General features: G+C 73.8%; 23 protein-coding genes. 19 read left to right on the top strand and 4 right to left on the bottom strand.

Going from position 1 to position 24906, the window contains the following annotated elements:
• The first annotated feature begins 211 nt into the window (after positions 1 to 211).
• From ACZ6X9_RS27675 to ACZ6X9_RS27665, 3 genes are all read left to right on the top strand, one after another.
• The gene (locus ACZ6X9_RS27675) at positions 212 to 1555 is read left to right on the top strand and encodes an aminotransferase class I/II-fold pyridoxal phosphate-dependent enzyme (RefSeq protein WP_469780722.1); all 1344 of its coding nucleotides are present in this window, start codon (positions 212 to 214) and stop codon (positions 1553 to 1555) included.
• 492 nt (positions 1556 to 2047) lie between these two features.
• On the top strand, positions 2048 to 2632 hold the full coding sequence (locus ACZ6X9_RS27670; protein ID WP_469780721.1) for a DUF2617 family protein: 585 nt from the start codon (positions 2048 to 2050) through the stop codon (positions 2630 to 2632).
• Between the two features lie 70 nt (positions 2633 to 2702).
• Positions 2703 to 4265, top strand: a complete 1563-nt coding sequence (locus ACZ6X9_RS27665; protein WP_469780720.1) for a polyamine aminopropyltransferase — start codon at positions 2703 to 2705, stop codon at positions 4263 to 4265.
• 184 nt (positions 4266 to 4449) lie between these two features.
• Here ACZ6X9_RS27665 and ACZ6X9_RS27660 read toward each other — a convergent pair whose 3' ends face one another.
• Positions 4450 to 5403, bottom strand: a complete 954-nt coding sequence (locus ACZ6X9_RS27660; protein WP_469780719.1) for a helix-turn-helix domain-containing protein — start codon at positions 5401 to 5403, stop codon at positions 4450 to 4452.
• A 108-nt stretch (positions 5404 to 5511) separates the two neighbouring features.
• On the opposite strand from ACZ6X9_RS27660, the gene ACZ6X9_RS27655 reads away from it, so the two are divergent.
• The 13 genes from ACZ6X9_RS27655 (at position 5512) to ACZ6X9_RS27595 (ending at position 17594) form a co-directional block, all read left to right on the top strand.
• Complete coding sequence (locus ACZ6X9_RS27655) at positions 5512 to 6156, top strand: DsbA family protein (protein WP_469780844.1); 645 nt, start codon at positions 5512 to 5514, stop codon at positions 6154 to 6156.
• Positions 6157 to 6203: 47 nt separating this feature from the next.
• Entirely contained in the window at positions 6204 to 6854 is a 651-nt protein-coding gene (locus ACZ6X9_RS27650) for an NAD(P)-dependent oxidoreductase (protein ID WP_469780718.1), read from the top strand.
• 88 nt (positions 6855 to 6942) lie between these two features.
• Positions 6943 to 7740, top strand: a complete 798-nt coding sequence (locus tag ACZ6X9_RS27645; protein WP_469780717.1) for a CoxG family protein — start codon at positions 6943 to 6945, stop codon at positions 7738 to 7740.
• An 87-nt stretch (positions 7741 to 7827) separates the two neighbouring features.
• The gene (locus tag ACZ6X9_RS27640; protein ID WP_469780716.1) at positions 7828 to 8622 is read left to right on the top strand and encodes an aldose epimerase family protein; all 795 of its coding nucleotides are present in this window, start codon (positions 7828 to 7830) and stop codon (positions 8620 to 8622) included.
• A gap of 10 nt (positions 8623 to 8632) precedes the next feature.
• Entirely contained in the window at positions 8633 to 9169 is a 537-nt protein-coding gene (pyrE, locus tag ACZ6X9_RS27635; RefSeq protein WP_152262990.1) for an orotate phosphoribosyltransferase, read from the top strand.
• A 205-nt stretch (positions 9170 to 9374) separates the two neighbouring features.
• Positions 9375 to 10397 carry a class II fructose-bisphosphate aldolase gene (gene fbaA / locus ACZ6X9_RS27630; protein ID WP_398267171.1) on the top strand — a complete coding sequence of 341 codons (1023 nt, stop codon included), beginning with the start codon at positions 9375 to 9377 and terminating at the stop codon, positions 10395 to 10397.
• 89 nt (positions 10398 to 10486) lie between these two features.
• Positions 10487 to 12004 carry a DHA2 family efflux MFS transporter permease subunit gene (locus tag ACZ6X9_RS27625; protein ID WP_469780715.1) on the top strand — a complete coding sequence of 506 codons (1518 nt, stop codon included), beginning with the start codon at positions 10487 to 10489 and terminating at the stop codon, positions 12002 to 12004.
• Positions 12005 to 12075: 71 nt separating this feature from the next.
• Entirely contained in the window at positions 12076 to 12489 is a 414-nt protein-coding gene (locus ACZ6X9_RS27620; protein ID WP_469780714.1) for a DUF3151 domain-containing protein, read from the top strand.
• Between the two features lie 267 nt (positions 12490 to 12756).
• Complete coding sequence (locus ACZ6X9_RS27615; RefSeq protein WP_469780713.1) at positions 12757 to 13578, top strand: tryptophan 2,3-dioxygenase; 822 nt, start codon at positions 12757 to 12759, stop codon at positions 13576 to 13578.
• A complete protein-coding gene (kynU, locus tag ACZ6X9_RS27610; protein WP_469780712.1) occupies positions 13571 to 14794 on the top strand; it encodes a kynureninase in 1224 nt (407 codons plus the stop codon). Before ACZ6X9_RS27615 ends, kynU begins: the two co-directional genes overlap by 8 nt.
• Complete coding sequence (locus ACZ6X9_RS27605; RefSeq protein ID WP_469780711.1) at positions 14791 to 15606, top strand: alpha/beta hydrolase; 816 nt, start codon at positions 14791 to 14793, stop codon at positions 15604 to 15606. Before kynU ends, ACZ6X9_RS27605 begins: the two co-directional genes overlap by 4 nt.
• An 84-nt stretch (positions 15607 to 15690) precedes the next feature.
• Positions 15691 to 16938: a sensor histidine kinase gene (locus ACZ6X9_RS27600; protein ID WP_469780843.1), complete on the top strand. Its 1248-nt coding sequence runs from the start codon at positions 15691 to 15693 to the stop codon at positions 16936 to 16938.
• Positions 16935 to 17594, top strand: a complete 660-nt coding sequence (locus ACZ6X9_RS27595) for a response regulator (RefSeq protein ID WP_469780710.1) — start codon at positions 16935 to 16937, stop codon at positions 17592 to 17594. Before ACZ6X9_RS27600 ends, ACZ6X9_RS27595 begins: the two co-directional genes overlap by 4 nt.
• A 262-nt stretch (positions 17595 to 17856) precedes the next feature.
• Here the strand turns inward: ACZ6X9_RS27595 and ACZ6X9_RS27590 are convergent, their stop codons facing one another.
• Entirely contained in the window at positions 17857 to 18699 is an 843-nt protein-coding gene (locus ACZ6X9_RS27590; protein ID WP_469780709.1) for a diacylglycerol kinase, read from the bottom strand.
• 177 nt (positions 18700 to 18876) lie between these two features.
• On the opposite strand from ACZ6X9_RS27590, the gene ACZ6X9_RS27585 reads away from it, so the two are divergent.
• A complete protein-coding gene (locus tag ACZ6X9_RS27585) occupies positions 18877 to 20163 on the top strand; it encodes an adenylosuccinate synthase (RefSeq protein ID WP_469780708.1) in 1287 nt (428 codons plus the stop codon).
• Between the two features lie 58 nt (positions 20164 to 20221).
• Here ACZ6X9_RS27585 and ACZ6X9_RS27580 read toward each other — a convergent pair whose 3' ends face one another.
• Both ACZ6X9_RS27580 and ACZ6X9_RS27575 read right to left on the bottom strand, forming a co-directional pair.
• Entirely contained in the window at positions 20222 to 21967 is a 1746-nt protein-coding gene (locus tag ACZ6X9_RS27580) for a serine/threonine-protein kinase (RefSeq protein WP_469780707.1), read from the bottom strand.
• A 130-nt stretch (positions 21968 to 22097) separates the two neighbouring features.
• A complete protein-coding gene (locus tag ACZ6X9_RS27575; RefSeq protein ID WP_469780706.1) occupies positions 22098 to 22301 on the bottom strand; it encodes a cold-shock protein in 204 nt (67 codons plus the stop codon).
• Between the two features lie 413 nt (positions 22302 to 22714).
• On the opposite strand from ACZ6X9_RS27575, the gene ACZ6X9_RS27570 reads away from it, so the two are divergent.
• Positions 22715 to 24070: an aminotransferase class III-fold pyridoxal phosphate-dependent enzyme gene (locus ACZ6X9_RS27570; RefSeq protein WP_469780705.1), complete on the top strand. Its 1356-nt coding sequence runs from the start codon at positions 22715 to 22717 to the stop codon at positions 24068 to 24070.
• A gap of 121 nt (positions 24071 to 24191) precedes the next feature.
• Complete coding sequence (locus ACZ6X9_RS27565) at positions 24192 to 24863, top strand: GntR family transcriptional regulator (RefSeq protein ID WP_469780704.1); 672 nt, start codon at positions 24192 to 24194, stop codon at positions 24861 to 24863.
• Positions 24864 to 24906 lie beyond the last annotated feature (43 nt).

Genomic DNA, 24906 nt, shown 5'->3' with positions numbered 1-24906 from the left:
GACGTGCGGCATACCGACCATGCGTCGGGGGCCTCGCGCGCATGGCGCGTCACGCCCGTACGGGGCGTGGCTTCCACCCGGCTGGCGCACCCGGACGGCGCGCCGGAGCGCTCCGGCCGGTACGCGCGGCGCCATCCGGGCACGGGTGTTCGCGTCGGCCTAGGGTGGGCCGGGTCACGGACAGTCCGGAGGACGACCGGAGGGGGCGCGGATGAGCGCGGAACACGGCGGGGCGCCGAGGGTGGCGGCGAGCGGAGCGGCGGACGCGGTGCCGGGTGGGGTGCCGGGCGGAGGGCGGAACGGGGCGTGGGAACCCGCGGCGCGGCTCGCGGGGCTGGGCACATCGGTGTTCACGGAGATGACCGAGCTGGCCCGGAGCACGGGGTCGGTGAACCTGGGGCAGGGTGTGCCGGAGCTGGGCAGTCCGCGCGCGTTGCTGGAGGACGTGGCGGCGGCGGTGCTGGCCGGCGCCAACCAGTACCCGCCGGCACACGGCACGCCCGCGTTGCGCGAGGCGGTGGCCGCGCACCAGCGGCGGCGGTACGGGCTGGAGTACGACCCCCGGGACGAGGTGCTGGTGACCACGGGCGCCACCGAGGCGCTCGCCGGGGCGCTGCTGGGACTGTGCGACCCCGGCGACGAGGTGCTGGCCTTCGATCCCTGCTACGACGCCTACGCGGCGGTGGCCCGCTTCGCGGGTGCGAAGCTCGTGCCCGTGCCGCTGGTCACGGAAGGAGACGCCTTCGTCCTGGACGCGGACGCGCTGCGGGCCGCCGTCACGCCGCGGACCCGGGTCCTGGTCCTGAACACGCCGCACAATCCGACGGGCAAGGTGTTCACACCGGAGGAGCTGGCGGCCGTCGCCGAGGTGTGCCGGGAGCACGGGCTGACAGTGGTGACGGACGAGGTGTACGAGCACCTGGTGTTCGGCGAGGAGCCGGGCGCGCGGTCGGGCGAGGAGCCGGGCGGAGGGGCGGGCGGGGAGCCGGAGGGCGGCCGGCGCGCAGGCGGGCCCGTGCACCGGCCGATCGCCACGCTGCCGGGCATGCGGGAGCGGACGCTGATCATCTCGTCGGCCGGCAAGACGTTCGGGGTGACCGGCTGGAAGGTCGGCTGGGTCTGCGGGCCCGCGTCGTTGGTGGCGGCGGTGGCGGGAGTGAAGCAGTTTCTCACCTATACCTCGGGCGCGCCCTTCCAGGACGCGCTGGCGCGGGCGCTGGGGGGCGTGGAGGAGTGGGCGGCGGAGCTGCGGCGGACGCTGGGGCGCCATCGCGATCTGTTGAGCGACGGACTGGTGCGCGCCGGGTTGCGCCCCTACCGGGCGGACGCCGGGTATTTCGTTCAGGTGGACATCCGCGCATGGGGGTATGAGGACGGCGTGCGATTCTGCCGTGAACTCCCTTTGTGCGCCGGGGTGGTGGCCATTCCGACATCCGCCTTCTTTGTGCGCCCGGGCGCCCCGTCCCATCTGGTGCGATTCTCGTTCTGCAAGACCGAGGAGGCGGTGCGCGACGCCGTGAAACGGCTGGAACGGGCGGCGGAAGGCCCGCGCTGACCCCCGGAGTGCCGGGCTCGGCAGGCCGCGTCAGCGCTCTGACGAGCGCTGACGCGCGCCCGGCGGGCGCCGGGGCGCCCCCGCCCGGCTCCTGTCTTTCCCGGCGAAACCGTCGCCTGGCCCCCGGCGAACAGGCCGGGAAACCCCTGGCAATGGCCGTTTGATCTGGGGATTTGCAAGTGGCCCATGCTTGACCGCATATGCGCCCGGCGGTGCCAACTACCGCCGGGCGTTGTTTCGTTGAACATGTGAACTGTCCGGCCCACGCGTGGATGGAAAATCGACGATGATGGGTAAAAATGCTGTGGGCGCCCCTGGCTTCATGATTTCCTCTCGATCAGAGCCACGTTCAGAGAAAACTCCTGGGATTCCTCGGAATCGACTCCGCCGGATCCGGGAGCCTCCAAAGTGGGCATGAGCCGGTGCCCCGAAGACCTGGTCCTCCTCGGGCGGGCCGGCCATCCCCCCACTGTTCGCTCGCGGAGCCCACCCATGCTCACCACCCTCAAGACCAGCTACACCGACACCCGCGCGGCCGACCTCGCCTGGTGCCTGGGCCGGGAGCCGCTGCCGGCACTGGCCGTACTGGATCTCCAACTCGACGCGGCGTTCGTACAGTTGCGGCTGCTCGGCGCCTCCCACCAGGTCCTTCTGGAGGAGGACAGCGGAAGCTGTTCGGAGACGGTCGCCTGCATACCCGGCAGCAGCACCCCGCTGCCCCTGGGCGTCGCCAAGCGCGTCGGCTGCTGGGAGTACGAATTCGCGGCCCGTGTCGAGACCTTGTCCCGGTGCTCCTTCGCCGGGCGGGCACAGGAGTTGCTGGCCCTGGTCGCCGAGCACCCCCAGGGGCTCGCCGGAACGTTTCCGGGCGACCCGCTCGCCTTCACCGCCCTGCTCGCCCAGCGCCGGGAGGGGCAGGTGAGCTGGCGTACCTGGCACGCGTATCCCCAGGAGGGGCGGCTGGTCGTCACCCGCACGCGGGTGGGCGTGCGCGCCGACTGCGCGCCGGCGGGCGCGCGGAGCGCCGCCCTCCGCCCTGGCGCGAGCCCCCTGGCGAACGGGCCGTCCCTCAACTAGCTCCTGCGTCACCCGCATTGAACTCGTGTGGGTGACATGACGTGGCCGGATCGTGACGTAGCGTTCCGGCATGATCTACCGACCGGTACCCGCACGCTTGCCCGTACCGGCCGGGCTCGGCCGTCTGCTCGTGCTGATCACGGTCTTCGTCTGCGCCGCCTGCGGCCTGGTGTACGAGCTGGAACTGGTCGCCCTGGCCTCGTACCTCATCGGCGATTCCGTCACCCAGGCGTCCGTCGTCCTGTCCGTGATGGTCTTCGCCATGGGCGTGGGATCGCTGCTGGCCAAACGGCTGCGGCGGCGTGCCGCGCTCGGCTTCGCGGCCGTGGAGGCGGTGCTGGCCCTGGTCGGCGGGCTGTCGGCGATGGCGCTCTACGCCTGCTTCGCCTGGTACGGCCGGGCGTGGCCCGCCCTGGTGGTGTTCTCGCTGGTCATCGGGGTGCTCATCGGGGCCGAAGTGCCGCTGCTGATGATCCTCATCCAGCGCGTGCGGCGGCAGGACGCAGGCTGCGCCGTCGCCGACCTCTTCGCCGCCGACTACGTGGGCGCCCTCGTCGGCGGGCTCGCTTTTCCGTTCCTGCTGCTGCCGATGCTCGGCCAACTGACCGGCGCCCTGGTGACCGGCGCGATCAACGCCGTGGCGGGTGGTGCGCTGGTGCTCTGGGTGTTCCGGGGTGACCTGAGCGCCCGCGCCCGCCGGGCCGTGACGGCGGCCAACGTGCTGGTCCTCGCCCTGCTCGCGCTCTGCTCGGCGCTCACCGGTCCGTTCGAGCGGGCCGCCCGGAACGCGGTCTACGGCGAGGACGTACGGATCGCCGTCCACACCGAGCTCCAGGAGCTCGTCCTCACCGGGGGCGGCAGCGGCGGCCGTCCGCTCACGCTCTTCCTCAACGGACGGCTGCGTGTCACCGGTGAGCCCTCCCGCTACCACGAGGCCCTGGTGCGGCCCGCGACGGCCGGCCCGCACCGCCGCGTCCTGGTGCTCGGCGGCGGTGACGGCATCGCCCTGCGCGAGGTGCTGCGCCGGCCCGGGGTGGCGGAGGTGACGGTCGTCGAGCCGGACGCGGCGGTGGTGCGGCTCGCCCGTACCGACCCCGGCCTGCGCCGCCTCAACCGGGACGCCTACGCGGACCCCCGGGTGACCGTCGCGCACGCCGACCCCTTCACCTGGCTGCGGCGCGCGGCGGCCGACGCGCGCCCCTACGACGTGGAGATCTGCGACCTGCCCGGGCCGGACGGGCCCGGGGGGACCAAGCTGTACTCGCAGGAGTTCTACGGACTGGCCGCCCGGCGCCTCACGGCCGACGGGCGCCTGGTGGTGCACGCGGGGCGCGTGTCCGGGAACGCGCACGACTTCTGGACGGTGGACGCGAGCCTGCGCTCCGTCGGCCTCACGACCGAGGCGTACCGGGTGGGGGCGTCGGGGGAGGAGTGGGGATTTCTGCTGGCCGCCCGCGGACTCGGAACGGAGCGGTCGCGGGACCAGGCGCCGGAATCGGGCCGGTCCGGGGCCGCGGGCGGTCCGCTTTCGGGCCTGCCCGAGGCGTCCGGCGTGGGCGCCCGGAGCGTACCGCGGCCCCAGGGCGCGGCCGAGCCGCCGTCGACGCTGATGCGTCCGCGGTACGGGGAGTGAGGCGCGGGCGCCCGGCGACGGCCGCACGGGCCAGTCCTCGACGCCGCCCCCGCGGCGTACTCGCGCACCGGGACGCCGGACGCGCACCGCACCCCGCGCGCATCCCACCCGCGACCCACCCGCGCGCCAGGCCGCCGCGCACACCCCCACACCCGGTGCGCGACCCCGCACCCGTGCGCACCCCTCACCCCGCGCCTCCGGCCCTGCCGCCCCGCCCCTGCCGCTCCGGCCCCCGGGCCTCCTCGCGGAAGGCCCCCGGCGTCACCCCGGCCCGCTGCTGGAAGAACTTCGAGAAGTTCGCGGCGTCCTCGAAGCCCAGGCGCTCCCCGACCCGGACGACCGCCAGGTCGCTGTGGACCAGCAGCCGCTTGGCCTCCAGCACCACCCGCCGGTCGATGAACTCCTTGGCGCCCACCCCGGCCGCCGCCAGGGTCGCGCGGGAGAGGGTGCGGGGCGCGTAGCCGAGGGCGCGGGCGTAGTCGGCGACCCGGTGGGTGGTCGCGAAGTCGCGTTCCACCGCGGCGCGGAAGCGGAGGAACGCGTCCGTCGGCGCCGGGACGCGGCTGCCGACCGGCGCGGTGAGGTGCGCCAGGCGGAGGACGAGCACGGACAGCAGGTGGCGCAGGACGTCGGCGTGGACGTCCGAGGGCAGGCCCTCGCCGGTGCGGAAGTCGGCCGCGAGGTGGCGTACCGCGCAGGTCACCGCCTCGCGGTCGGTACCGACCGGCTGCCACAGGACGGGACGGAACGGATCGTCGGCCAGCGCCGCGACGGGTGAGCCGGAGGGCAGGAAGCCCGGCTGGGCGAGGATCACCGTGCCCTCGATCCGGTCCGCGTCCCCGAAGCTCTGCACCTGGCCGGGGCGCACCCAGAGCACCGATCCCTCGGTCAGCCAGTAGCCCGTGAAGTCCACGGTGTGCGAGGTGGCGCCCGAGTCGACGACCACGAGCTGGTGGAAGTCCAGCCGCTGCGGCCGGGGCAGCAGCCCCTCGGGAGCCCGGGACCGCAGTTCGGCGACGGTCATCACCTCGACGCCCCGGGGTGTGCCCGGCGGCGGCCGGTAGGTGAGCTCGACGATGCCGTCGGGGGCACTGGCGCTGCCGACGGTCTCCGTGCACTCGTGTCGCTTTTTCACCATGACGGGACCCGAGCGTACCTGGTCGCGTCCGTCCCTCCCTCGTAGCGTTGACATCAGTCACCACAGTGATTTCGCAGGCAACTATTGAAGGAGAACGAGGTGAACGCCATGGCACGGCCCCGGCAGACCGTCACCTACGCATTCGACGCCTACTGCGGCTGGTGCTACGGCTACGGCCCCACCGTCCGCGAGTTCGCGGCAGTGAACGCCGACCGGCTCGACCTCCGGGTGCTGAGCGGCGGCCTGTTCACCGGCGCCCGGGCCCAGCCGGTGGGCGCGTACGCCTCGTACATCCCGCGGTCGGACGCCCGGATCGCCGAACTGACGGGTGCGGTCTTCGGCGCGGCGTACTCCCGCGCGGTGGCCGAGGGCACCACCGTGCTCGACTCCGCCGACGCGGCGACGGCGCTGGTCGCGCTCGCCCGGCAGGCGCCCGAGCGGACGCTCGAGCTGGCGGGCGCGCTCCAGGGCGCCTGGTACCGCGACGGGCGCGGCCTCTCCGACCCGGCCACCCTCAAGGCCGTCGCCGCCGAGGCCGGCCTGGACGCGGACGAGGCGGCCGCCGCCTACGCCCGGCCCGAGGTCCGCCAGGAGGCGCTGGCCGGCTTCCGCGAGGTCCGGCGGCTCGGTGTGGACAGCTTTCCCACCCTGTTGCTGCACACCGCCGACGGCGGGGTCCGGCGGCTCGGCGGCCCCACGGCCTCCGCGCAGGCGCTCACCCGTGCCCTCGATGAGCATGGAACCGGCGCATGACCCCCCACTTCCCTACGAAAGTCCCTACGAAAGTCCAGGAGAACCTCATGGCGAAGATCGCCCTTTTCGGCGCCAACGGCACCATCGGCAGCCGCGTGCTGCGCGAGGCCCTCGACCGCGGACACCAGGTGACGGCCGTCGTCCGCGACCCCGCCAAGCTCACCGAGCGGCACGACAACCTCACGGTCACCACCGGTGACGTACTCGACCCGCGGTCCGTCGCCGCCGCGGCCCAGGGCCAGGACGTCGTCGTCAGCGCGGTCGGCGGCGGCGACGGGCCGGGGCACGTGGCCACCATCGCTCCCGCCGCGAAGTCCCTGGTGGAGGGTCTGCGTTCGCTCGGCGACGCGGCCCCGCGGCTGATCGCGGTCGGCGGCGCGGGCTCGCTGCGCACGCCGGACGGCAAGCGGGTCTGGGACGCCGAGGGACTGCCCGAGTTCCTGCTCCAGATCATGCACGCCCACGGCGACGCGCTGGACTTCTACCGCACGGTCACCGACGTCCGCTGGACCAACCTCAGCCCGGCCGGCCTGATCGAACCCGGCGAGCGCACCGGCGCCTACCGCACCGGCCTGGACGACCTGGTCGTGGACGAGAACGGCAAGAGCCGCATCTCCGCCGAGGACTACGCCGTCGCCCTCGTCGACGAGATCGAGAAGCCGCAGCACATCGGCGAGCGCTTCACGGTCGCCGACTGACACCACCCAGGGCACGCTCATCGGAAAGTTCGATCGGATTCGACCGGGGAGTCCCTGGTGAAGGACCCGGTGGGTAGGCTCGCTTGCCATGGAGCACGAGGTTTTCGTTCCGTTCCCCGTCGGCGACGTCCGGCGGGCGCTGGCCGACCCCGCACGGGTGGCCCGGTGCGTTCCGGGCCTCCAGCCGGACGAGGGCGGGACGGACGGCGCGGACGACGCGGTTGGCACGCCGGCGGGCACCGGCATCACGGTGGCCGGCCGGCTGCGCCTGCGCATCGGCGGGTCGACGATCACCTACCGGGGATCGCTGCGGCTGACCGAGCACGACGGCGCGTACGAGCTGTCGGCCGAGGGCACCGAGGCACGCGGCTCGGCCACCGTGTCGCTCACTCTGAGCGCCCTGCCCGAGGAAGCCCCCGGCGGCACCCGGGTGGCCTGCTCGGGGACGGTCTCCCGGGCCGGCCGGCTGGCCGAGTTCGACACCCGGACGGCGGAGGGCACGGCCCGCAGACTGCTGGACCGCTTCGCCACGGCGCTCGCCGAGGAACTGGCCCAGGACGTCCGGGACGCGGCGCTCCGCGACGAACTGCCGCCCCTGGACGACGAGGCGTTCGCCGCCGCCTCCGAGGTGCTGCCTCCCGAGGCGCTGCCCTCCGAGGTCCTGCCGGACGACGAGCCGCCGGCCGAGGCGGCCCACGCCCGCCGGACGATGATCGGCCGCAGCGCCGAGGAGGTCGACCACGCCCCGCCGCGCGGCCGGTACGCGCCGATCCCCGCGCCGGAGACCACCTCCGGCCGGGCGGCCCTGCGCTGGGCGGCGCCCGCCGCGGCCGTGGCCCTCGCCTCCGCGGTGGTCGTCGGGCGGGTACTGCGCCGCAGGCGCTGACGACGGGTACCGCGCCGCCTTCCCCCGTCCGCCCCGCGGCGGGACGCCGCCGCGTGCCCGCGCCGGGGCCCGCCTATCGTCGGGAGGGTGACCAACGCTCAGACGACACTGACCGCAGGCAAGGCCGAGGCGACCGTGGACGCGGAGAACGGCTGCCGCCTCTCCAGCCTCCGGATCGACGGGACCGAACTCCTCCGCCAAGGCCCGAAGTACGGGTCCTTCCCCATGGTCCCCTGGTGCGGGCGGATCGCCGAAGGCCGCTTCCGCGACGGCGGCACGACGCACCAGATGCCGGTGAACCACCCTCCGCACGCGATCCACGGCACCGGCCGCGACGCCGCCTGGCGGGTCTCCCGGGCCGAGGACTCCTTCGCCGCGTTCACCTACGACCTCACCGACCCCTGGCCGTACCCGGGCCGCGTCACCCAGTTGGCGGAGCTGTCCGAGGACTCGCTGACGCTCACCCTGGGTGTCGAGGCGGCCTCGGACTCCTTCCCGGCCCAGGCCGGCTGGCACCCCTGGTTCCTGCGCAACCTCGGCACCGGCGGCGACGTCGAGCTGGACTTCGCCCCCGCCTGGCAGGAGGAGCGCGGTGACGACCACCTGCCGACCGGCCGGCGGATCGACCCGCTTCCCGGCCCGTGGGACGACTGCTTCGGCATGCCGGACGGCGTCGCGGTGACGCTGACCTGGCCCGGAGCCCTGGAACTCAAGGTCACCAGCCGCGCCGAGTGGGTCGTCGTCTACGACGAGCAGGACGAGGCCGTCTGCGTCGAGCCGCAGTCCGGCCCGCCCAACGGGCTGAACACCCTGCCGCGCCTCGTCACCCCCATCGACCCGCTGGAGATCTCCACCACGTGGAGCTGGCGGAGCCTGGCATAGGCTCATGCCCATGAACGCGCGTGACGCCCTGCTGCAGCAGATCAAGGACAAGGCCGTGGTCCACGGCAAGGTGACCCTCTCCTCCGGCAAGGAGGCCGACTACTACATCGACCTGCGCCGGATCACCCTCGACGCCGAGGCCGCCCCGCTGGTCGGCCAGGTGATGCTGGACGCCACCGCCGATCTGGAGTACGACGCCGTGGGCGGGCTGACCCTGGGCGCCGACCCGGTCGCCACCTCGATGCTGCACGCCGCCGCCGCGCGCGGCCGGAAGCTCGACGCCTTCGTCGTCCGCAAGGCGCAGAAGACGCACGGCATGCAGCGCCGCATCGAGGGCCCGGACATCGCGGGCCGCCGGGTGCTCGTCGTCGAGGACACCTCCACCACCGGCGGTTCGCCGCTGACCGCCGTGGAGGCGGCCCGCGAGGCGGGCGCCGAGGTCGTCGCCGTGGCGACGATCGTCGACCGCGGCGCCGCCCAGGCCATCGCCGACGCCGGCCTGCGCTATGTCACCGGTTACCAGCTCGGGGACCTTGACCTGGCCTGACCTGCGGTTTCCCATCGGGCGTCGACGGCGGGTGCGAGGTTTCACGTGAAACCTCGCACCCGCCGACGCATGTCCGCCCCCGTCCGGCCGGGACGCACCGTGTGGAGCGAATCGGGGAGTCTGGGAAGATGGGGACGACGATGAACGTCGCCCCTAGGTCAGGGCCCATCCGTAGCTTCAACCGCACATCACAAGGAGCGGACAGATGCCCATCGCAACCCCCGAGGTCTACAACGAGATGCTCGACCGGGCGAAGGCAGGCAAGTTCGCCTACCCGGCCATCAACGTGACCTCGACGCAGACGCTGCACGCCGCGCTGCGCGGTTTCGCCGAGGCGGAGAGCGACGGCATCATCCAGATCTCCACCGGTGGTGCGGAGTTCCTGGGCGGCCAGTACAGCAAGGACATGGTCTCCGGTGCCGTCGCGCTGGCCGAGTTCGCGCACGTCGTGGCCAAGAAGTACCCGGTCAACATCGCCCTGCACACCGACCACTGCCCCAAGGACAAGCTGGACGGCTACGTCCGCCCGCTGCTGAAGATCTCCCAGGAGCGCGTGGCCGCCGGGCAGAACCCGCTGTTCCAGTCCCACATGTGGGACGGCTCCGCCGAGAAGCTCGACGAGAACCTGGCCATCGCCAAGGAGCTGCTCGCCGAGGCCGTGAAGGCGAAGATCATCCTCGAGGTCGAGATCACCCCGACCGGTGGCGAGGAGGACGGCGTCACCCACGAGATCAACGACGAGCTCTACACCACCGTCGCCGACGTCGAGAAGACCGCGGAGGCGCTGGGCCTGGGCGAGAAGGGCCGCTACCTGCTGGCCGCCTCCTTCGGCAACGTCCACGGCGTCTACAAGCCGGGCAACGTCGTCCTCCGCCCCGAGCTGCTCCGCGAGCTCCAGGACGGCATCGCCGCCAAGCACGGCAAGCAGGACCCGTTCGACTTCGTCTTCCACGGCGGCTCCGGCTCCACCGAGGAGGAGATCCGCACCGCGCTGGAGAACGGCGTCGTGAAGATGAACCTCGACACCGACACCCAGTACGCCTTCACCCGCCCGGTGGCGGCGCACATGTTCAAGAACTACGACGGCGTCCTGAAGGTCGACGGCGAGGTCGGCAACAAGAAGACCTACGACCCGCGCACCTGGGGCAAGCTGGCCGAGGCGAGCATGGCCGAGCGCGTCACCAAGGCCTGCGCCGACCTGCGTTCGACGGGCACCAAGCTCAAGTAGTCGTACGGCGAACCACAGGAAGGGCCCGGCGTTCCATGCCGGGCCCTTTTCGCGTGGCCTCCTCAGGTGCCCCGGGGGACCATCGGAACATGAGCGAGTCCGAGCGCGAGCGCGCGACCACCGCGCCCGGGGTGCCGGACGCCGATGTCGGCCCCGGGATCCGGATGGGCACCGCCACCGGACGGTTCGTGCTGCTCACGGCCGTCCTCGGGTCCGGCATGGCGATGCTGGACAGCACCGTCGTCAACGTCGCCCTGCCGCACATCGGCGCCGACCTGGGCGCGGACCTGGCCGTCCTCCAGTGGACGGTGAACGCCTACATGCTCACCCTCGCCGGGCTGATCCTGCTCGGCGGCTCGCTCGGCGACCGGTTCGGGCGGCGGCGGGTGTTCGTCGTCGGCGTGGTGTGGTTCGCGCTCGCCTCCCTGCTCTGCGGGATCGCCCCGAACGCCGGGGTCCTCATCGCCGCCCGCGCGCTCCAGGGCGTCGGCGGCGCCCTGCTCACCCCCGGCTCCCTCGCCCTGCTCCAGTCCGTCTTCCGGCCCGACGACCGGGCCGCCGCCGTGGGCGCCTGGTCGGGGCTGGGCGGGGTGGCCTCCGCGATCGGTCCGTTCGTGGGCGGCTGGCTGGTGGACGGGCCCGGCTGGCGCTGGGTCTTCCTGATCAACCTGCCGGTCGCGGCCCTCTGCGTCCCGGTGGCCCTGCGCCACGTCCCCGAGACCCGCGACCCCACGGCCCACGGACGCTTCGACGCGACCGGCGCCGCCCTCGGCGCCTTGGCCCTCGCCCTGGTCACCTACGCCCTGATCGCCGCGCCCGACAAGGGAGCGTCCCCCTGGGTGATCGGCCCGGCCGTCGCCGGTGTGCTGCTCGGCGTCCTCTTCGTGTACGTCGAGGGGCGCCTCGCCGACCCGATGCTGCCGCCCGCCATCTTCGCGATCCGGACGTTCTCGGCGGTCAACGCGGTCACCGTCTGTGTCTACGCGGCGTTCAGCGGTTTCTTCTTCCTGTCCGTGCTCCAGCTCCAGATCGTCGCCGGCTGGTCCGCGCTGGCCGCCGGCACCGCGCTGCTGCCCACCACCGTCCTGATGCTGCTGCTCTCCTCCCGCGCGGGCCGGTTCGGGCAGGCCGTGGGCCCCCGGCTGCCGCTCACCGTCGGACCGCTGCTGTGCGCTGCGGGCATGCTGCTGATGACCCGCGCCGGGGCGGGCGCCGTCTACTGGCGGGACGTGCTGCCCGCCCTCGTCGTCCTGGGCCTCGGCATGACCCTCCTGGTCGCCCCCCTCACCGCCACCGTCCTGGCCTCGGTCGACGTCGGCCGGGCCGGTCTCGCCAGCGGCATCAACAACGCCGCCGCCCGGGCCGCCGGCCTGGTCGCGGTGGCGGCGCTGCCGCTGCTCGCCGGGATGGGCCCCGAGGCGTACCGCGACCCCGGCGCGTTCGGCGGCGCCTTCCGGCGGGCCATGGCCTGGTGCGCCGGGTCACTCGTGGTGGGCGCGGTCCTGGCCTGGACGACGATCCGGGCATCCCGGCGCGGCGGCTGCCACCCCGAGTGCGACTACCACTGCGGGGTGACCGCGCCCCCGCTGGACCCCGGCGAACGCTGACCCGGCCGGCCGCGGGCTCCCGGGCCGGTCCTCTCCTGGCGCCCGTGCGGCGACAGGGCAGACTGGAGCTCATGGCCATTCACGAGAACCTGCTCGGGGGACCGCCCCCGACCCACCTGCCCGACGACCCCGAGCCGCGCGAACTGCTCGCCTCCGGCGCCGCGCCCTCCGAGGTCGCGGCCAAGTACCCCGCCTCCTCGCTCGCCTGGGCGCAGCTCGCCGACGAGGCGTTCGAAGCCGGCCGGGTCGTCGAGTCGTACGCCTACGCCCGCACCGGCTACCACCGCGGCCTCGACGCCCTGCGCCGCAGCGGCTGGAAGGGGCACGGGCCGGTGCCGTTCGAGCACGAGCCCAACCGGGGGTTCCTCCGGGCGCTGCACGCGCTCGCGCGGGCCGCGCAGGCGATCGGGGAGCAGGAGGAGTACGAGCGGTGCTCGGCGTTCCTGCGGGAGAGCTCGCCCACGGCGGCCAGCACGCTGGGCTGAGTCGCCCGCGGCGGGCTGTGCCCCGGCCCCTCCCCCAGAGGGGGCGCCCCCACTTCGCCGATTCCCGGGGGCGAGCCCCCGGACCCCCTGAAACCGCGCTCCGCGCGGTTGTCCTCAAACGCCGGACGGGCTGAACTGCCCGTCCGGCGCCTGCCTCTTGCGGGCGCGTCCCGAGGGACGCATGATGCGAACAGGGGACCGGGGCTCCACGCGACGGAAAGGGGCGGACCGCTACCCGGAAGCCGCGTTCGGTGCCGAGGAGCCACGATGCCGCAGCCGCCCACACCCCCCCACCTCGAGTTCGAGGCCACGACGCCCTACGAGGACTACGTCCGCGCCGAGGTCCTCTCCAGCCTCCAGCAACCGGTCACCGACGACCCGGGAGAGCTCGCGTTCCTCGTCACCACCCAGGTGATGGAGCTCTGGTTCACCCTCCTCGTCCACGAGTGGGAGACCGCCGCCGGCGCGCTGCGCCGCGACGACCTGCCCGCGGCCCTCGCCGCGCTCGAACGGTCGGTGCACGAGCTGGGGTCGCTCAACGCCTCCTGGGAGCCCATCGCCCGGATGACGCCCGCCCAGTTCAACCGGTTCCGCCCGGCGCTCGGCGAGGCGTCCGGCTTCCAGTCGGCCATGTACCGCCGGGTGGAGTTCCTGCTCGGCGAGAAGTCCGTGTCCCTGCTGGCGCCCTACCGCAACGTGCCGCACGTCCACTCCCGGCTGGAGAAGGCGCTGCACGAACCCTCCCTGTACGACGAGGCGTTGCGCTGGCTGGCCCGGCGCGGCCATCCGGTGCCCCGGGCGGTGCTCGAACGGGACGTGACGGCGCGCCACGAGCCGGACCCGGGCGTCGAGGACGTGTGGCAGCGCGTCTACGCCGGTGACCAGGACAGCGACGAGTGCCGGCTCGGTGAGCAGTTGACCGATATCGCCGAACAGGTGTGGCGCTGGCGCAACGACCATCTGGTGGCCACCCGGCGGGCGATGGGCGCCAAACCCGGCTCGGGTGGCTCGGCGGGTGTCGCCTGGCTGGAGAAGCGGGCCCGGAAGACGGTGTTCCCGGAGCTGTGGACGGCACGCGGCCGTGTCTGACGCCCCTGCCTCCACCCCCGCCGAGGCCGCCGACGGTGCCGCCGCCGAGGCCGCCCGCCTGGATGCCGCCGACGAACTGCGCGCCAAGCGCGCCGCGTTCGACCTGGACGACGACACCGTCTACCTCGACGGCAACTCGCTCGGCGCCCTGCCGCGCGCCGTCGCCCCCCGCCTCGCCGACGTCGTCGGCCGGGAGTGGGGGCGGCTGCTGATCCGCTCCTGGGAGGAGTCCGGCTGGTGGGCCGCGCCCGAGCGGGTCGGCGACCGGGTCGGACGGCTGGTCGGCGCCGCGCCCGGGCAGGTCGTCGTGGGCGACTCGACCAGCGTCAACGTCTTCAAGGCCGTGGTCGCGGCCGTCCGCCTCGCGGGGGACGGCCGCGACGAGATCCTCGTCGACGCCGCGACGTTCCCGACGGACGGCTACATCGCGGCCTCGGCGGCCCGGCTGACGGGCTGCCGGATTCTTGCCGTCCCGGCGCCGGACCTCGGCGCGGCGGCGGGCCCGCGCACCGCCGTCGCCCTCGCCAACCACGTCGACTACCGCACCGGACGGCTCCACGACCTGCCCGGCACCACCGCCGCCCTGCACGCGGCCGGCGCGCTCGCCGTCTGGGACGTGTGCCACAGCGCGGGCGCGCTGCCCGTGGGGCTGGACGAGCACGGCGTGGACCTCGCGGTCGGCTGCACGTACAAGTACTTGAACGGCGGCCCCGGTTCACCCGCGTTCCTCTACGTCCGCCGCGACCACCAGGCCCGTTTCGACTCGCCGCTGCCCGGCTGGAACTCGCACGCGGACCCGTTCGGCCTGGACCCCGCGTACACCCCCGCCGACGGCGCGTCCCGCGGCCGGACCGGGACCCCGGACATCCTCTCCCTGCTGGCCCTGGACGCCGCGCTGGACGTGTGGGACGACGTCGGCCTGGACGCCGTCCGGGCCAAGAGCCTCGCCCTCACCGACTTCTTCCTGCGCCGCGTGGCCGCCCTGGTGCCGGCGGGCCGGGTGGAGCCGGTCACGCCCGCCGCCCACGCCGAGCGCGGCAGCCAGGTGTCGCTGCGCTGCCCCTCGGGAGCGGAGGACGTCATGGCCGCGCTGGTGCGGCGCGGTGTCGTCGGCGACTTCCGCCGCCCGGACGTCCTCCGGTTCGGCTTCGCGCCGCTGTACACCACGTTCGCGGACGCCGAGCGGGCGGCGCGGACACTGGCGGAGGTGCTGTGAGCGGCGCGCACGACGAGGAGGCGGCACTGTTCGGGCTCCCGTACGTCCCGCCCGACGCCACCACCGCCTACGGGCCGCACCCCGACCAGCTCGTCGACCACTACCTGCCCACCGGCATGCCCAACGGCGTCCGCGTCACCCTGCTGCACGGGGGCTTCTGGCGCGCCGCGTACGACCGGCGGCACCTCGCCCCGCTGGCGGCCGCGCTGGCCACGCGCGGGTACGACACCGTCCTCGCGGAGTACCGGCGGGTCGGCGGCGGGGGCGGCTGGCCCGCCACGTTCGAGGACGTGCGGGCGGCCCTCGCCGTCACCGTCGGCGGTCCGGCCAGGCCGCACGTGCTCGTCGGGCACTCGGCCGGCGGCCACCTCGCGCTGTGCGCCGCGGCGCGGGAGGACACGGGCGTGGACGCGGTCGTGGCCGTCGCCCCCGTCGCCGACCTGGCCCGCGCCCGGGCCCTGGGCACCGGCGGCGGGGCCGTCGACGCGCTGCTCGGCGACCGGCCGGCGGCGGAGGCCGACCCGGCGCTGCTGCGTCCCCGCGTCCCCGTCACCCTGCTGCACGGCTCGGCCGACCCCGAGGTGCCGGTGGAGCTGTCCCACCGCTACGTCGTCGCCGCCCGGCTGCTCGGCTCCGCCGGGCTGCGCGTCCTGCCCGGAACCGGGCACTACGCGCCCGTCACGCCCGGCACCCCGGCGTGCGACACGTTGCTGACCCTCGTGGCCGACGCCACCCGCCCGGCGCCGGGCCCGGGCAGGGGCCGCTCGGTACTCCGCGTAGTACTTGAGACGGACGCCGACGGATCCCCATGAACGAGGACGACGTACGCCGTCCGGATGCTTACGGTGGAACGCGTGAACCATTCCCCCGGGACGACCCTCCGCAGTGAGCTGCTCATGCTGAAGAGTGCCCTCGACGGCATCCACCGCGACCTCTTCACCGACGCCTTCGCCTTCCGGCCGCTGGCACCGCTCGCGGACGACAGCCGGTTCCTCGCCGTGGTGCCGCGCGCGACCCGCCGCTACGTCCGGTGGCTGCCGCACACCGCGCTGGTGACGTTCACCCTGTTCCTGATGTGGCAGGCGCTGATCCAGGGCGGGTCGCCGGCGACGTCGCTGCTCGTCGGGGTCCCCCTGCTCATGACCCTGGTCCGGCCCATCGGCGCGTGGTGGTGCTCGGTCGGCGTGATCTTCCTGTCCGGCTTCGCGTGGCCGGACCTGTCGATGTCGGTCCCGTTCGGCGTCCACGTCCTGGTCATGCTGCTCGTCGCGATGCGCAGCCGGCCGCGGGTCGCCGGCGAGATGTGGCTGCTGACCGCGGGCATCGCGCTCTTCCTCACCGTGGTCCACCCGATCCTCGCCGGCTCCTCGCTCTTCCAGTACCTGGTCGTCTCCGGTGTCCTGCTCTTCGCGGTCCTCGCGCTGCGCGTACTGCGCGACTCCCGGCAGCAGGTGGCCGTCCAGGCGGCCGTCACCGAGGTCGAGCGGTCCCGGCGGACCGTCCTGGAGGAGCGGACGACCATCGCCCGCGAGCTGCACGACGTCGTCGCCCACCACATGTCCGTCGTCGCCATCCAGGCCGAGGCGGCCCCCTACCGGGTCCAGGAGACGCCGCCCGAGCTGGCCGCCGCGTTCGCCACCATCCGGGAGAACGCCGTGGCCGCCCTCACCGAGCTGCGCCGCGTCCTCGGTGTCATCCGCTCCGACAGCTCCGACGTCTTCGACGCCCCGGAGGCCCCGCAGCCCACCCTGGACGCGCTGGACGGGCTGCTCGCCAACGTCCGGCAGGCCGGTCTCACCGTCGAGCACGTCGTCACGGGCTCCGTGCGCCCGCTGCCGCAGGGCGTGGAGCTCTCCGCCTACCGGATCGTCCAGGAGGCGCTGAGCAACGTCCTGCGGCACGCGCCCGGCGCCACGGCGCGCGTCGAGATCGCCTACGTCCTCGGCGGGCTCGGCCTGCGCGTCGTCAACGGCCCGCCCGACCGGACCGCCAAGCCGTCGCCCGGCGCCGGCCACGGCGTCCTCGGCATGCGCGAACGCGTCGGCATGCTCGGCGGCGAGATGACCGCCGAGCCCACCGCCGACGGCGGCTACGAGGTCAGCGCCTTCCTGCCCGTCGACATCCGGGCGGAGGCCGCCGCGTGAGCATCCGGGTGCTGATCGTCGACGATCAGATGATGGTCCGCGAGGGCTTCTCCGTCCTGCTCAACGCCCAGCCCGACATCGAGGTCGTCGGCGAGGCGGTGGACGGACGCCAGGCGCTGGAGAGGGTCACGGAGCTGCGCCCCGACGTCGTCCTCATGGACATCCGGATGCCCGGGCTCAACGGGATCGACGCCACCCGGGAGATCGTCGCCGCGGACGCGGACGCGAAGGTGCTCGTACTCACCACCTTCGACCTCGACGAGTACGTCTACCAGGCGCTGCGCGCCGGGGCGAGCGGCTTCCTGCTCAAGGACGCGTCCGCCCGGCAGCTCGCCGACGGCGTCCGGGTCGTCGCCGCCGGCGAGGCGCTGCTCGCCCCGACCGTCACCAAGCGGCTCATCCACGAGTTCTCGCGGCTCGGCACGCCGCGTCAGCCGACGCAGGAGCGGATCGGGGAGCTCACGGAGCGGGAGACGGAGGTGCTGGTGCTGGTCGCCCAGGGGCGGTCGAACGCGGAGATCGCTGCGTATCTGGTGGTGGCCGAGTCGACGGTCAAGACGCATGTGAGCCGGATCCTGGTGAAGCTGGGGTTGCGGGACCGGACGCAGGCCGCGGTGTTCGCCTACGAGGCGGGGTTGATCACGCCGGGCGGGTAGCGGGCGGGGGCGCCTGCGGCGGGCTGTGCCCCGGCCCCGCCCTTTCACCGTTTCCGCGGGAGGGCCCGCACCCCTGAAACCGCGCTCCGCGCGGTTGTCCTCAAGCGCCGGACGGGCTGAAGTGCGGGCTCAGCCCGAATCCAGCCCGTCCGGCGTTTGAGGACGAGCGGCGGAGCCGCGACAAGGGGGTCTGGGGCGCAGCCCCAGGAATCGGCGAAGTGGGGGTGCCCCCTCTGGGGGAGGGACCGGGGCATCCCTACCCCTACCCCGGCAGCGTCAGCCGCCACGCCTCCCCCACCGCCGTCCACGTCCGCTCCGCCACCGGCCCCCGCAGCCGCTCGTCGGCCCGGTAGCGGAAGTCGGGTCCGGAAAGGGTCACGGACCGGGCGCGGCAGCGCAGCGCGGCGGCAGCGCCCTGGGGGAGGACGGAGACCTCCGCCAGGCCGTCCGCCGCCGTGACGGCCACCCGCTCCAGCGGGTGCTCCTCGTCGGCCAGCAGCACCCCGTCCGCCTCCACCCGCAGCCGGGTGCCCACCCCGGGCCGGGCCGCCGGGCGGGAGAGCAGGGCCAGGGCGGTGCGGGCCGTCCGGGCCGCGGGGGACCACCACGGGCGGTACGCCGGGCGGGCGGCCGCCACGTAGCCGGCCCGGTCGCGGGGGCGCCGGGCGGGCGCCCAGAGCCCGCCGAGCACCACGCCGTCGTCCTCGTCCGCCAGCAGGCCCAGCCGCCGTTCCACGCCGTCCAGCACGGCCCGGGCCGCCGCCACGGTCCCCAGGGGCACCCCGAGGGCGCGGGCCACCGAGACGGCGGGCAGCGGGCCGACCGGCACCCAGGCGAGGGGGGCGTCCGCGAGCTCCCGCTGCCGGTGCAGCAGCCCGACGACCCGCAGCAGGGCGCGGTCGTCCCCGACGACGACCGTCCGCCGCCGGCCGCGCCGGGCCACCGCCCGCGCGACCTCGCCGGGGCCGTCCGGGAGACAGATTCTGGCCATCGACCCGGCCGTCAGCACGTCCTTGGCGATCCGCACGGATTCACCGTCCACACGCCGTGCGACCGGGTCGACGACGATCAGCAGCGGCTGTCCGGTCGGGTCTGGAGCCGACACGTTCGTCCTTCCTCAGGTAACCTCTCGGTGCAAGAGCCCCTGTCGCTGTTGCGCCAGGGGCTTCGTCTATCCGGGGCACCGGTTCGACGGCTCTAGCGGTGGTGGACGCCCTGTATCCCGGGCTCACGCCACCCGCGCGCACGTTGGACATGCCCCGCCCGGAAGGGGTGTACGCCTGTGCCCGCACTTGTGCTGCTCGGTGCTCAGTGGGGTGACGAGGGCAAGGGAAAGGCCACCGACCTGCTCGGTGGCTCCGTGGACTATGTGGTGCGTTACCAAGGCGGCAACAACGCCGGTCACACGGTGGTCGTCGGTGACCAGAAATACGCGCTGCATCTCCTCCCTTCCGGGATCCTCTCGCCGGGGTGTACCCCGGTCATCGGCAACGGTGTCGTCGTCGACCCGGCGGTCCTGCTCTCCGAGCTGAGCGGGCTGAACGAGCGCGGCGTCGACACGTCGAAGCTCCTGGTCAGCGGTAACGCGCACCTGATCACGCCGTACCACACCACGGTCGACAAGGTGACGGAACGCTTCCTCGGGAAGCGCAAGATCGGCACCACCGGACGGGGCATCGGCCCGACCTACGCCGACAAGATCAACCGCGTGGGCATCCGGGTCCAGGACCTCTACGACGAGTCGATCCTGACCCAGAAGGTCGAGGCGGCCCTCGACTTCAAGAACCAGATCCTGGCGAAGCTCTACAACCGCCGCGCGATCGAGCCGGCCCGCATCGTCGAGGAGATGCTCGGCTACGCCGAGCAGATCAAGCCGTTCGTCGCCGACACCACGCTGATCCTGAACAACGCCATCGACGAGGGCAAGGTCGTCCTCTTCGAGGGCGGCCAGGGCACCCTCCTGGACGTGGACCACGGCACGTACCCCTTCGTGACCTCCTCGAACCCGACCGCGGGCGGCGCCTGCACGGGTGCGGGCGTGGGCCCCACGAAGATCAACCGGGTGATCGGCATCCTCAAGGCGTACACCACCCGCGTGGGCGCCGGTCCGTTCCCGACCGAGCTGTTCGACGAGGACGGCGAGAAGCTCCGCACCATCGGCGGCGAGCGCGGTGTCACCACCGGCCGCGACCGCCGCTGCGGCTGGTTCGACGCGGTGATCGCCCGCTACGCGACCCGCGTCAACGGCCTCACGGACTTCTTCCTCACCAAGCTCGACGTGCTCACCGGCTGGGAGCAGATCCCGGTCTGCGTCGCGTACGAGATCGACGGCAAGCGCGTCGAGGAGCTGCCCTACAGCCAGACCGACTTCCACCACGCGAAGCCGGTCTACGAGATGCTGCCGGGCTGGTCCGAGGACATCAGCAAGGCCAAGACCTTCTCCGACCTGCCGAAGAACGCCCAGGCGTACGTGAAGGCGCTGGAGGAGATGTCCGGCGCGCCGATCTCCGCCATCGGCGTCGGCCCGGGCCGCACCGAGACGATCGAGATCAACTCGTTCCTGTCGTAGGACGCCACAGGTACGCGCGGGCGCCCCGGAGGTCATGGACCTCCGGGGCGCCCGTCGTTCAGCGCGTCCTGCTGTAGGTCAGCGACGCGTCCTTCGTCCCGGAGTCGGCGAAGTCGCGGCGCATCCGCCCGTCCTCCAGCATGACCAGCGTGGACGCGCCCCCGGGCTGGCAGGCGCTGGTGGGTTCGGCCTGCATGACCTTGGACGGGCCGAGGCGCAGCGGGGACGACTTGCTGTCCTCCACGTAGGCCCGCCAGACGCACTTGTAGCGGGTGCCGTCGTCCAGCGTGCCCGTGCCGGTGATCTCGGCCTGGTCGCCGCCGATGCCCGGGTAGAGGAAGAGTTTGCGTTCGTTGGTGCCGAAACTCGTCGTCCAGACGCCGCGGTAGTCGTCGAATCCGCCGGCGGGTGAGGGGGCGGCCGTGCTGGGGGAGCCGGTCGGCTTCCGGCTGGGCGTGGGAGCGGCGGCGCCGGAGGGGCCGGGCCGCGGAGTCGCGGCGGTCTTGACGCGATCCGGCCCGCCGTCCGTCCGGAGGTTGAACAGGTAGACGGCTCCGGCGCCGGCCAGCAGCCCGGCCGCCGCGATGGCGACGAGGAGCAGCGGCTTGCGGGACCGGGACGCCGGCTGCGGCGGGTATCCCGTGGGCGGCGGGCCGTACGCGACGGGGTGCTGCGGGTAGCCGTAGCCGGGCGGCGGCGGGGGCGGATGGCCGAAGGAGCCGGTGGATATGTGAGGGGTGTGGGAGCCGCTGGAGGTGGTGACGGCCGTCATCGTCGGCGGGTCCGCGACCGGGGGCGGCGGGGTGTTCCCGGGGGTGTGCCGCGGGACGACGTCCGTGGGCCGCTCGGACGCCGGTACGGAGCCCGACGGCGGCTCGGTCTCGGCCGGGTCCTCGGTGTCGAGCAGCCGCACGGCGTGCCGGCCCAACTGGGCGACGAGCCCGGCGGGCAGCCACGGCTCGGCGGACCGCAGGTCGGTCAGCTCCTCGCGGGCACCGGTGCGCTCCAGCACCTGGTCGGTGGTGGGCCGGGCGGCGGGGTCCTTGGCCAGGCAGTCGGTGATCAGCGGGAGCAGCGGCTCCGGAACGCCGGTGAGGTCCGGTTCCTCCTCGGCGACGCGGAACATCAGGGCGTGGGCGCCGCTGTCGTTGGTTCCGAAGGGCATCCGGCCGGTGGCCGCGTAGGCGAGCACCGAACCCACGCAGAACACGTCGCTCGCGGGCGTGACCTCCCGGCCGCGCACCTGCTCGGGCGACATGAAGCCGGGGGAGCCGACGGCCGCCCCGGTGCGGGTGAGGTCGCCCTCGGTCACGCCCTCCAGGGCGCGCGCGATGCCGAAGTCGATGACGCGCGGGCCGTCGAGCGTGATCAGGACGTTCGACGGCTTGAGGTCGCGGTGGACGATGCCCGCGGCGTGGACGGCCTGGAGGGCTCGGGCCAGCCCGGCCGCGAGGATCGTGACGGAACGTTCGGGCAGCGGGCCGAAGTCGCGTCCGACCACCTGGCGCAGGGAGGGCCCGGCGATGTAGCCGGTGGCGACCCAGGGCACCTCCGCCTCGGTGTCGGCGTCCAGTACGGGGGCGGTCCACTCGCCGCCGACCTTCCGGGCCGCCTGCACCTCGCGCCGGAAGCGGCGGCGGAACTCCTCCTGCCCGGCCAGTTCCGGCTGCACCAGTTTGACCGCGACCGTACGGCCGCGGTCCGAGCGGGCCAGATAGACCCGGCCCATGCCGCCCGCGCCGAGCCGGCCGAGCAGCCGGTAGGCGCCGAGTGTGCGTGGGTCTTCGGGCGACAGGGCATCCATGCCGTCAGCACTCCTTCCCCCCGTATTTCCCCCGTTGTTCCAGAGCGGGAGGATATCCGGACGGCAAGAGGGCCGGAGCCCCCGCGGGAAAGTGCGGGGGCTCCGGCCCTCCGGATGCGGTGCGCCCGGTTCAGGCGGGGAGGATGTTCTCCGCCTGCGGGCCCTTGTGCCCCTGGGTGATGTCGAAGGTGACCTTCTGGCCTTCCGTCAGTTCGCGGAAGCCGGTGGTCGCGATATTGGAGTAGTGCGCGAAGACGTCGGCGCCGCCGCCGTCCTGCTGGATGAAGCCGAAGCCCTTCTCCGAGTTGAACCATTTCACGGTGCCAGTAGCCAAGGTGACTCCTCGATAGGCGGGTGCGCGGGGATTCCCCGCGCGGTGCGGAATGTGTGGGAGGACGGGGGCCGGGAGGGTGTTCCCGAGGCCCGGAAAGAGAAGTGCGCCCGAGGTCACAGACCGTCGGGCGCACATGTCATATGGGTACCACCACTGCAACTGGCGAAGAACGTAGCATGCGAAACCGAGGCGAATCGGGATTTCCGCCGCGGTGATTCGCGGGCCCCGGGGCGCCCGCCGGTCCGGCACTGTGTCGCCGTGCGCGCCGGGTTCCGGACAGTGTGCCGGTGCCTCCGGCCGGCCGGCCGCCGTACGCTGGGGCCGCGTCGGCGCAGGACGGTTCCGTGGCCGCGACGGCCGGGGCACCGCCGGCCGACGGCCCGCCGAACCGTCGAACCGCCGAGGTCGCCGCCGTGAGTACGCAGCCCGATCCGTCCCGTGGTGCCGCCGTCAAGGCCACCGACCGCGCCCACGTCTTCCACTCCTGGTCCGCCCAGGCCCTTATCGACCCACTCGCCGTCGCGGGGGCCGAGGGCTCCTACTTCTGGGACCACGACGGCAACCGCTACCTCGACTTCTCCTCCCAACTCGTCAACACCAACATCGGCCACCAGCACCCCAAGGTCGTCGCGGCGATCCGGGAGCAGGCCGGGCGGCTCTGCACGATCGCGCCCGGCTTCGCCGTGGACGTGCGCGCGGAGGCGGCCCGGCTGATCGCCGAGCGGACGCCCGGCGACCTCGACAAGATCTTCTTCACCAACGGCGGCGCGGAGGCCGTCGAGAACGCCGTCCGCATGGCCCGGCTGCACACCGGCCGGCCCAAGGTGCTCGCCGCCTACCGCTCGTACCACGGCGCCACCGCCGCCGCGATCAACCTCACCGGCGACCCGCGCCGCTGGGCGTCCGACACCGGCGCCGCCGGCGTGGTGCACTTCTGGACGCCCTTCCGCTACCGCTCCCCGTTCCACGCGGAGACCGAGGAGCAGGAGTGCGAGCGCGCCCTGCGCCACCTGGAGGACGTGCTGGTCTTCGAGGGCCCGGCGACCGTCGCGGCGATCGTCCTGGAGACCGTCCCCGGCACCGCGGGCATCATGCTGCCGCCGCCCGGCTACCTGCCCGGGGTGCGGAAGCTGTGCGACAAGTACGGCGTGGTCCTGGTCCTGGACGAGGTGATGGCGGGCTTCGGCCGCACCGGCCGCTGGTTCGCCGCCGACCACTGGGACGTCGTCCCCGACCTGCTGACCTTCGCCAAGGGCGTCAACTCCGGTTACGTCCCGCTCGGCGGCGTGGCCATCTCGGCGGAGATCGCCGCGACCTTCGACCGGCGCCCCTACCCGGGCGGACTGACATACTCCGGGCATCCGCTCGCCTGCGCCGCCGCGGTCGCGACCATCGGGACGATGGCCGAGGAGGGCATCGTCGAGAACGCCGCCCGCATCGGCGAGGAGGTCCTCGGCCCCGGGCTGCGGGAGCTCGCCGACCGCCACCCGTCGGTGGGCGAGGTGCGCGGCACCGGCGTCTTCTGGGCGCTGGAGCTGGTCCGCGACCGCGCCACCCGGGAGCCCCTGGTGCCGTACAACGCCTCCGGGGAGGACAACGCCCCGATGGCCGCCTTCACCGCGGCCTGCCGCGCCGCCGGCCTGTGGCCCTTCGTCAACATGAACCGGACGCACGCCGTCCCGCCCTGCACCATCACCGAGGCCGAGGCCAAGGACGGCCTCGCCCTGCTGGACGAGGCGCTCACCGCGGCCGACGCGCACACCGTCTGACCGGGCCCGCCGCCCCGCCCCCGCGCCGACGGCCGGTACGCTCCCCGACGGCCCTCGCCTATCTTGTTGCGAGGGCCGTTCGCGCGCCGGCGCGCGGTCACGGAAGGGGAGACGGACACCAATGCCCGGCAGCGACGCTGTCAAGCGCACGACGCTGCGCTCACAGATCGCCGACGCCCTGCGCGAGGAGGTCATCGCGGGCCGGCTCCCGGCGGGACGCCAGTTCACCGTCAAGGAGATAGCCGAGAGCTACGGCGTCTCGGCCACCCCCGTCCGCGAGGCGCTGCTCGACCTGTGCTCCCAGGGGCTGCTCCACGTCGAGCTGCACAAGGGCTACCGGGTGCGGGAGTTCTCGTACGCGGACTTCCTGGCCATGGTCGAGGCGCGGACGATGATGCTGGAGGGGATGTACCGGCACGCCACCGAACAGGCGCTGGGCGCCGCCACGCCGGCCGTCCTGGCCTCCGTCCGGCGGCGCGCCGAGGAGGCCGCCCGGGCCGCCAACGCCGGTGACCTCGACATCCTCATCGGCTACGACCTGCGCTTCTGGCGCGAGTTCGCGGGTCTCGTCGGCAACCCGTACATCTCCGACTTCCTGGACCGGGTCCGGGTGCAGTGCTGGGTCTTCATGGTCCCGCTGCTGCGCCGCGTCGGCGACCTGCGCGGGCGGCTGTGGTGCGGCCACGTGGAGATGGTGGAGGCGCTGGCCCGCCGCGAGGGCGGCGCGGTGCAGCGGATCATCACCGGGTACAACACGCACGCGCTGACGCTGATCAGGTCGCTGACCGGCTGACGGGGGCCGCCGGTCCGAAGGCGCGGGCGGAGGGGCCGGCGCG

The organism is Streptomyces sp. NPDC052910 (assembly GCF_055585605.1).
The sequence above is the reverse complement of the archived record's forward strand: the minus strand, read 5'-3'. Positions and strand labels throughout refer to the sequence as shown.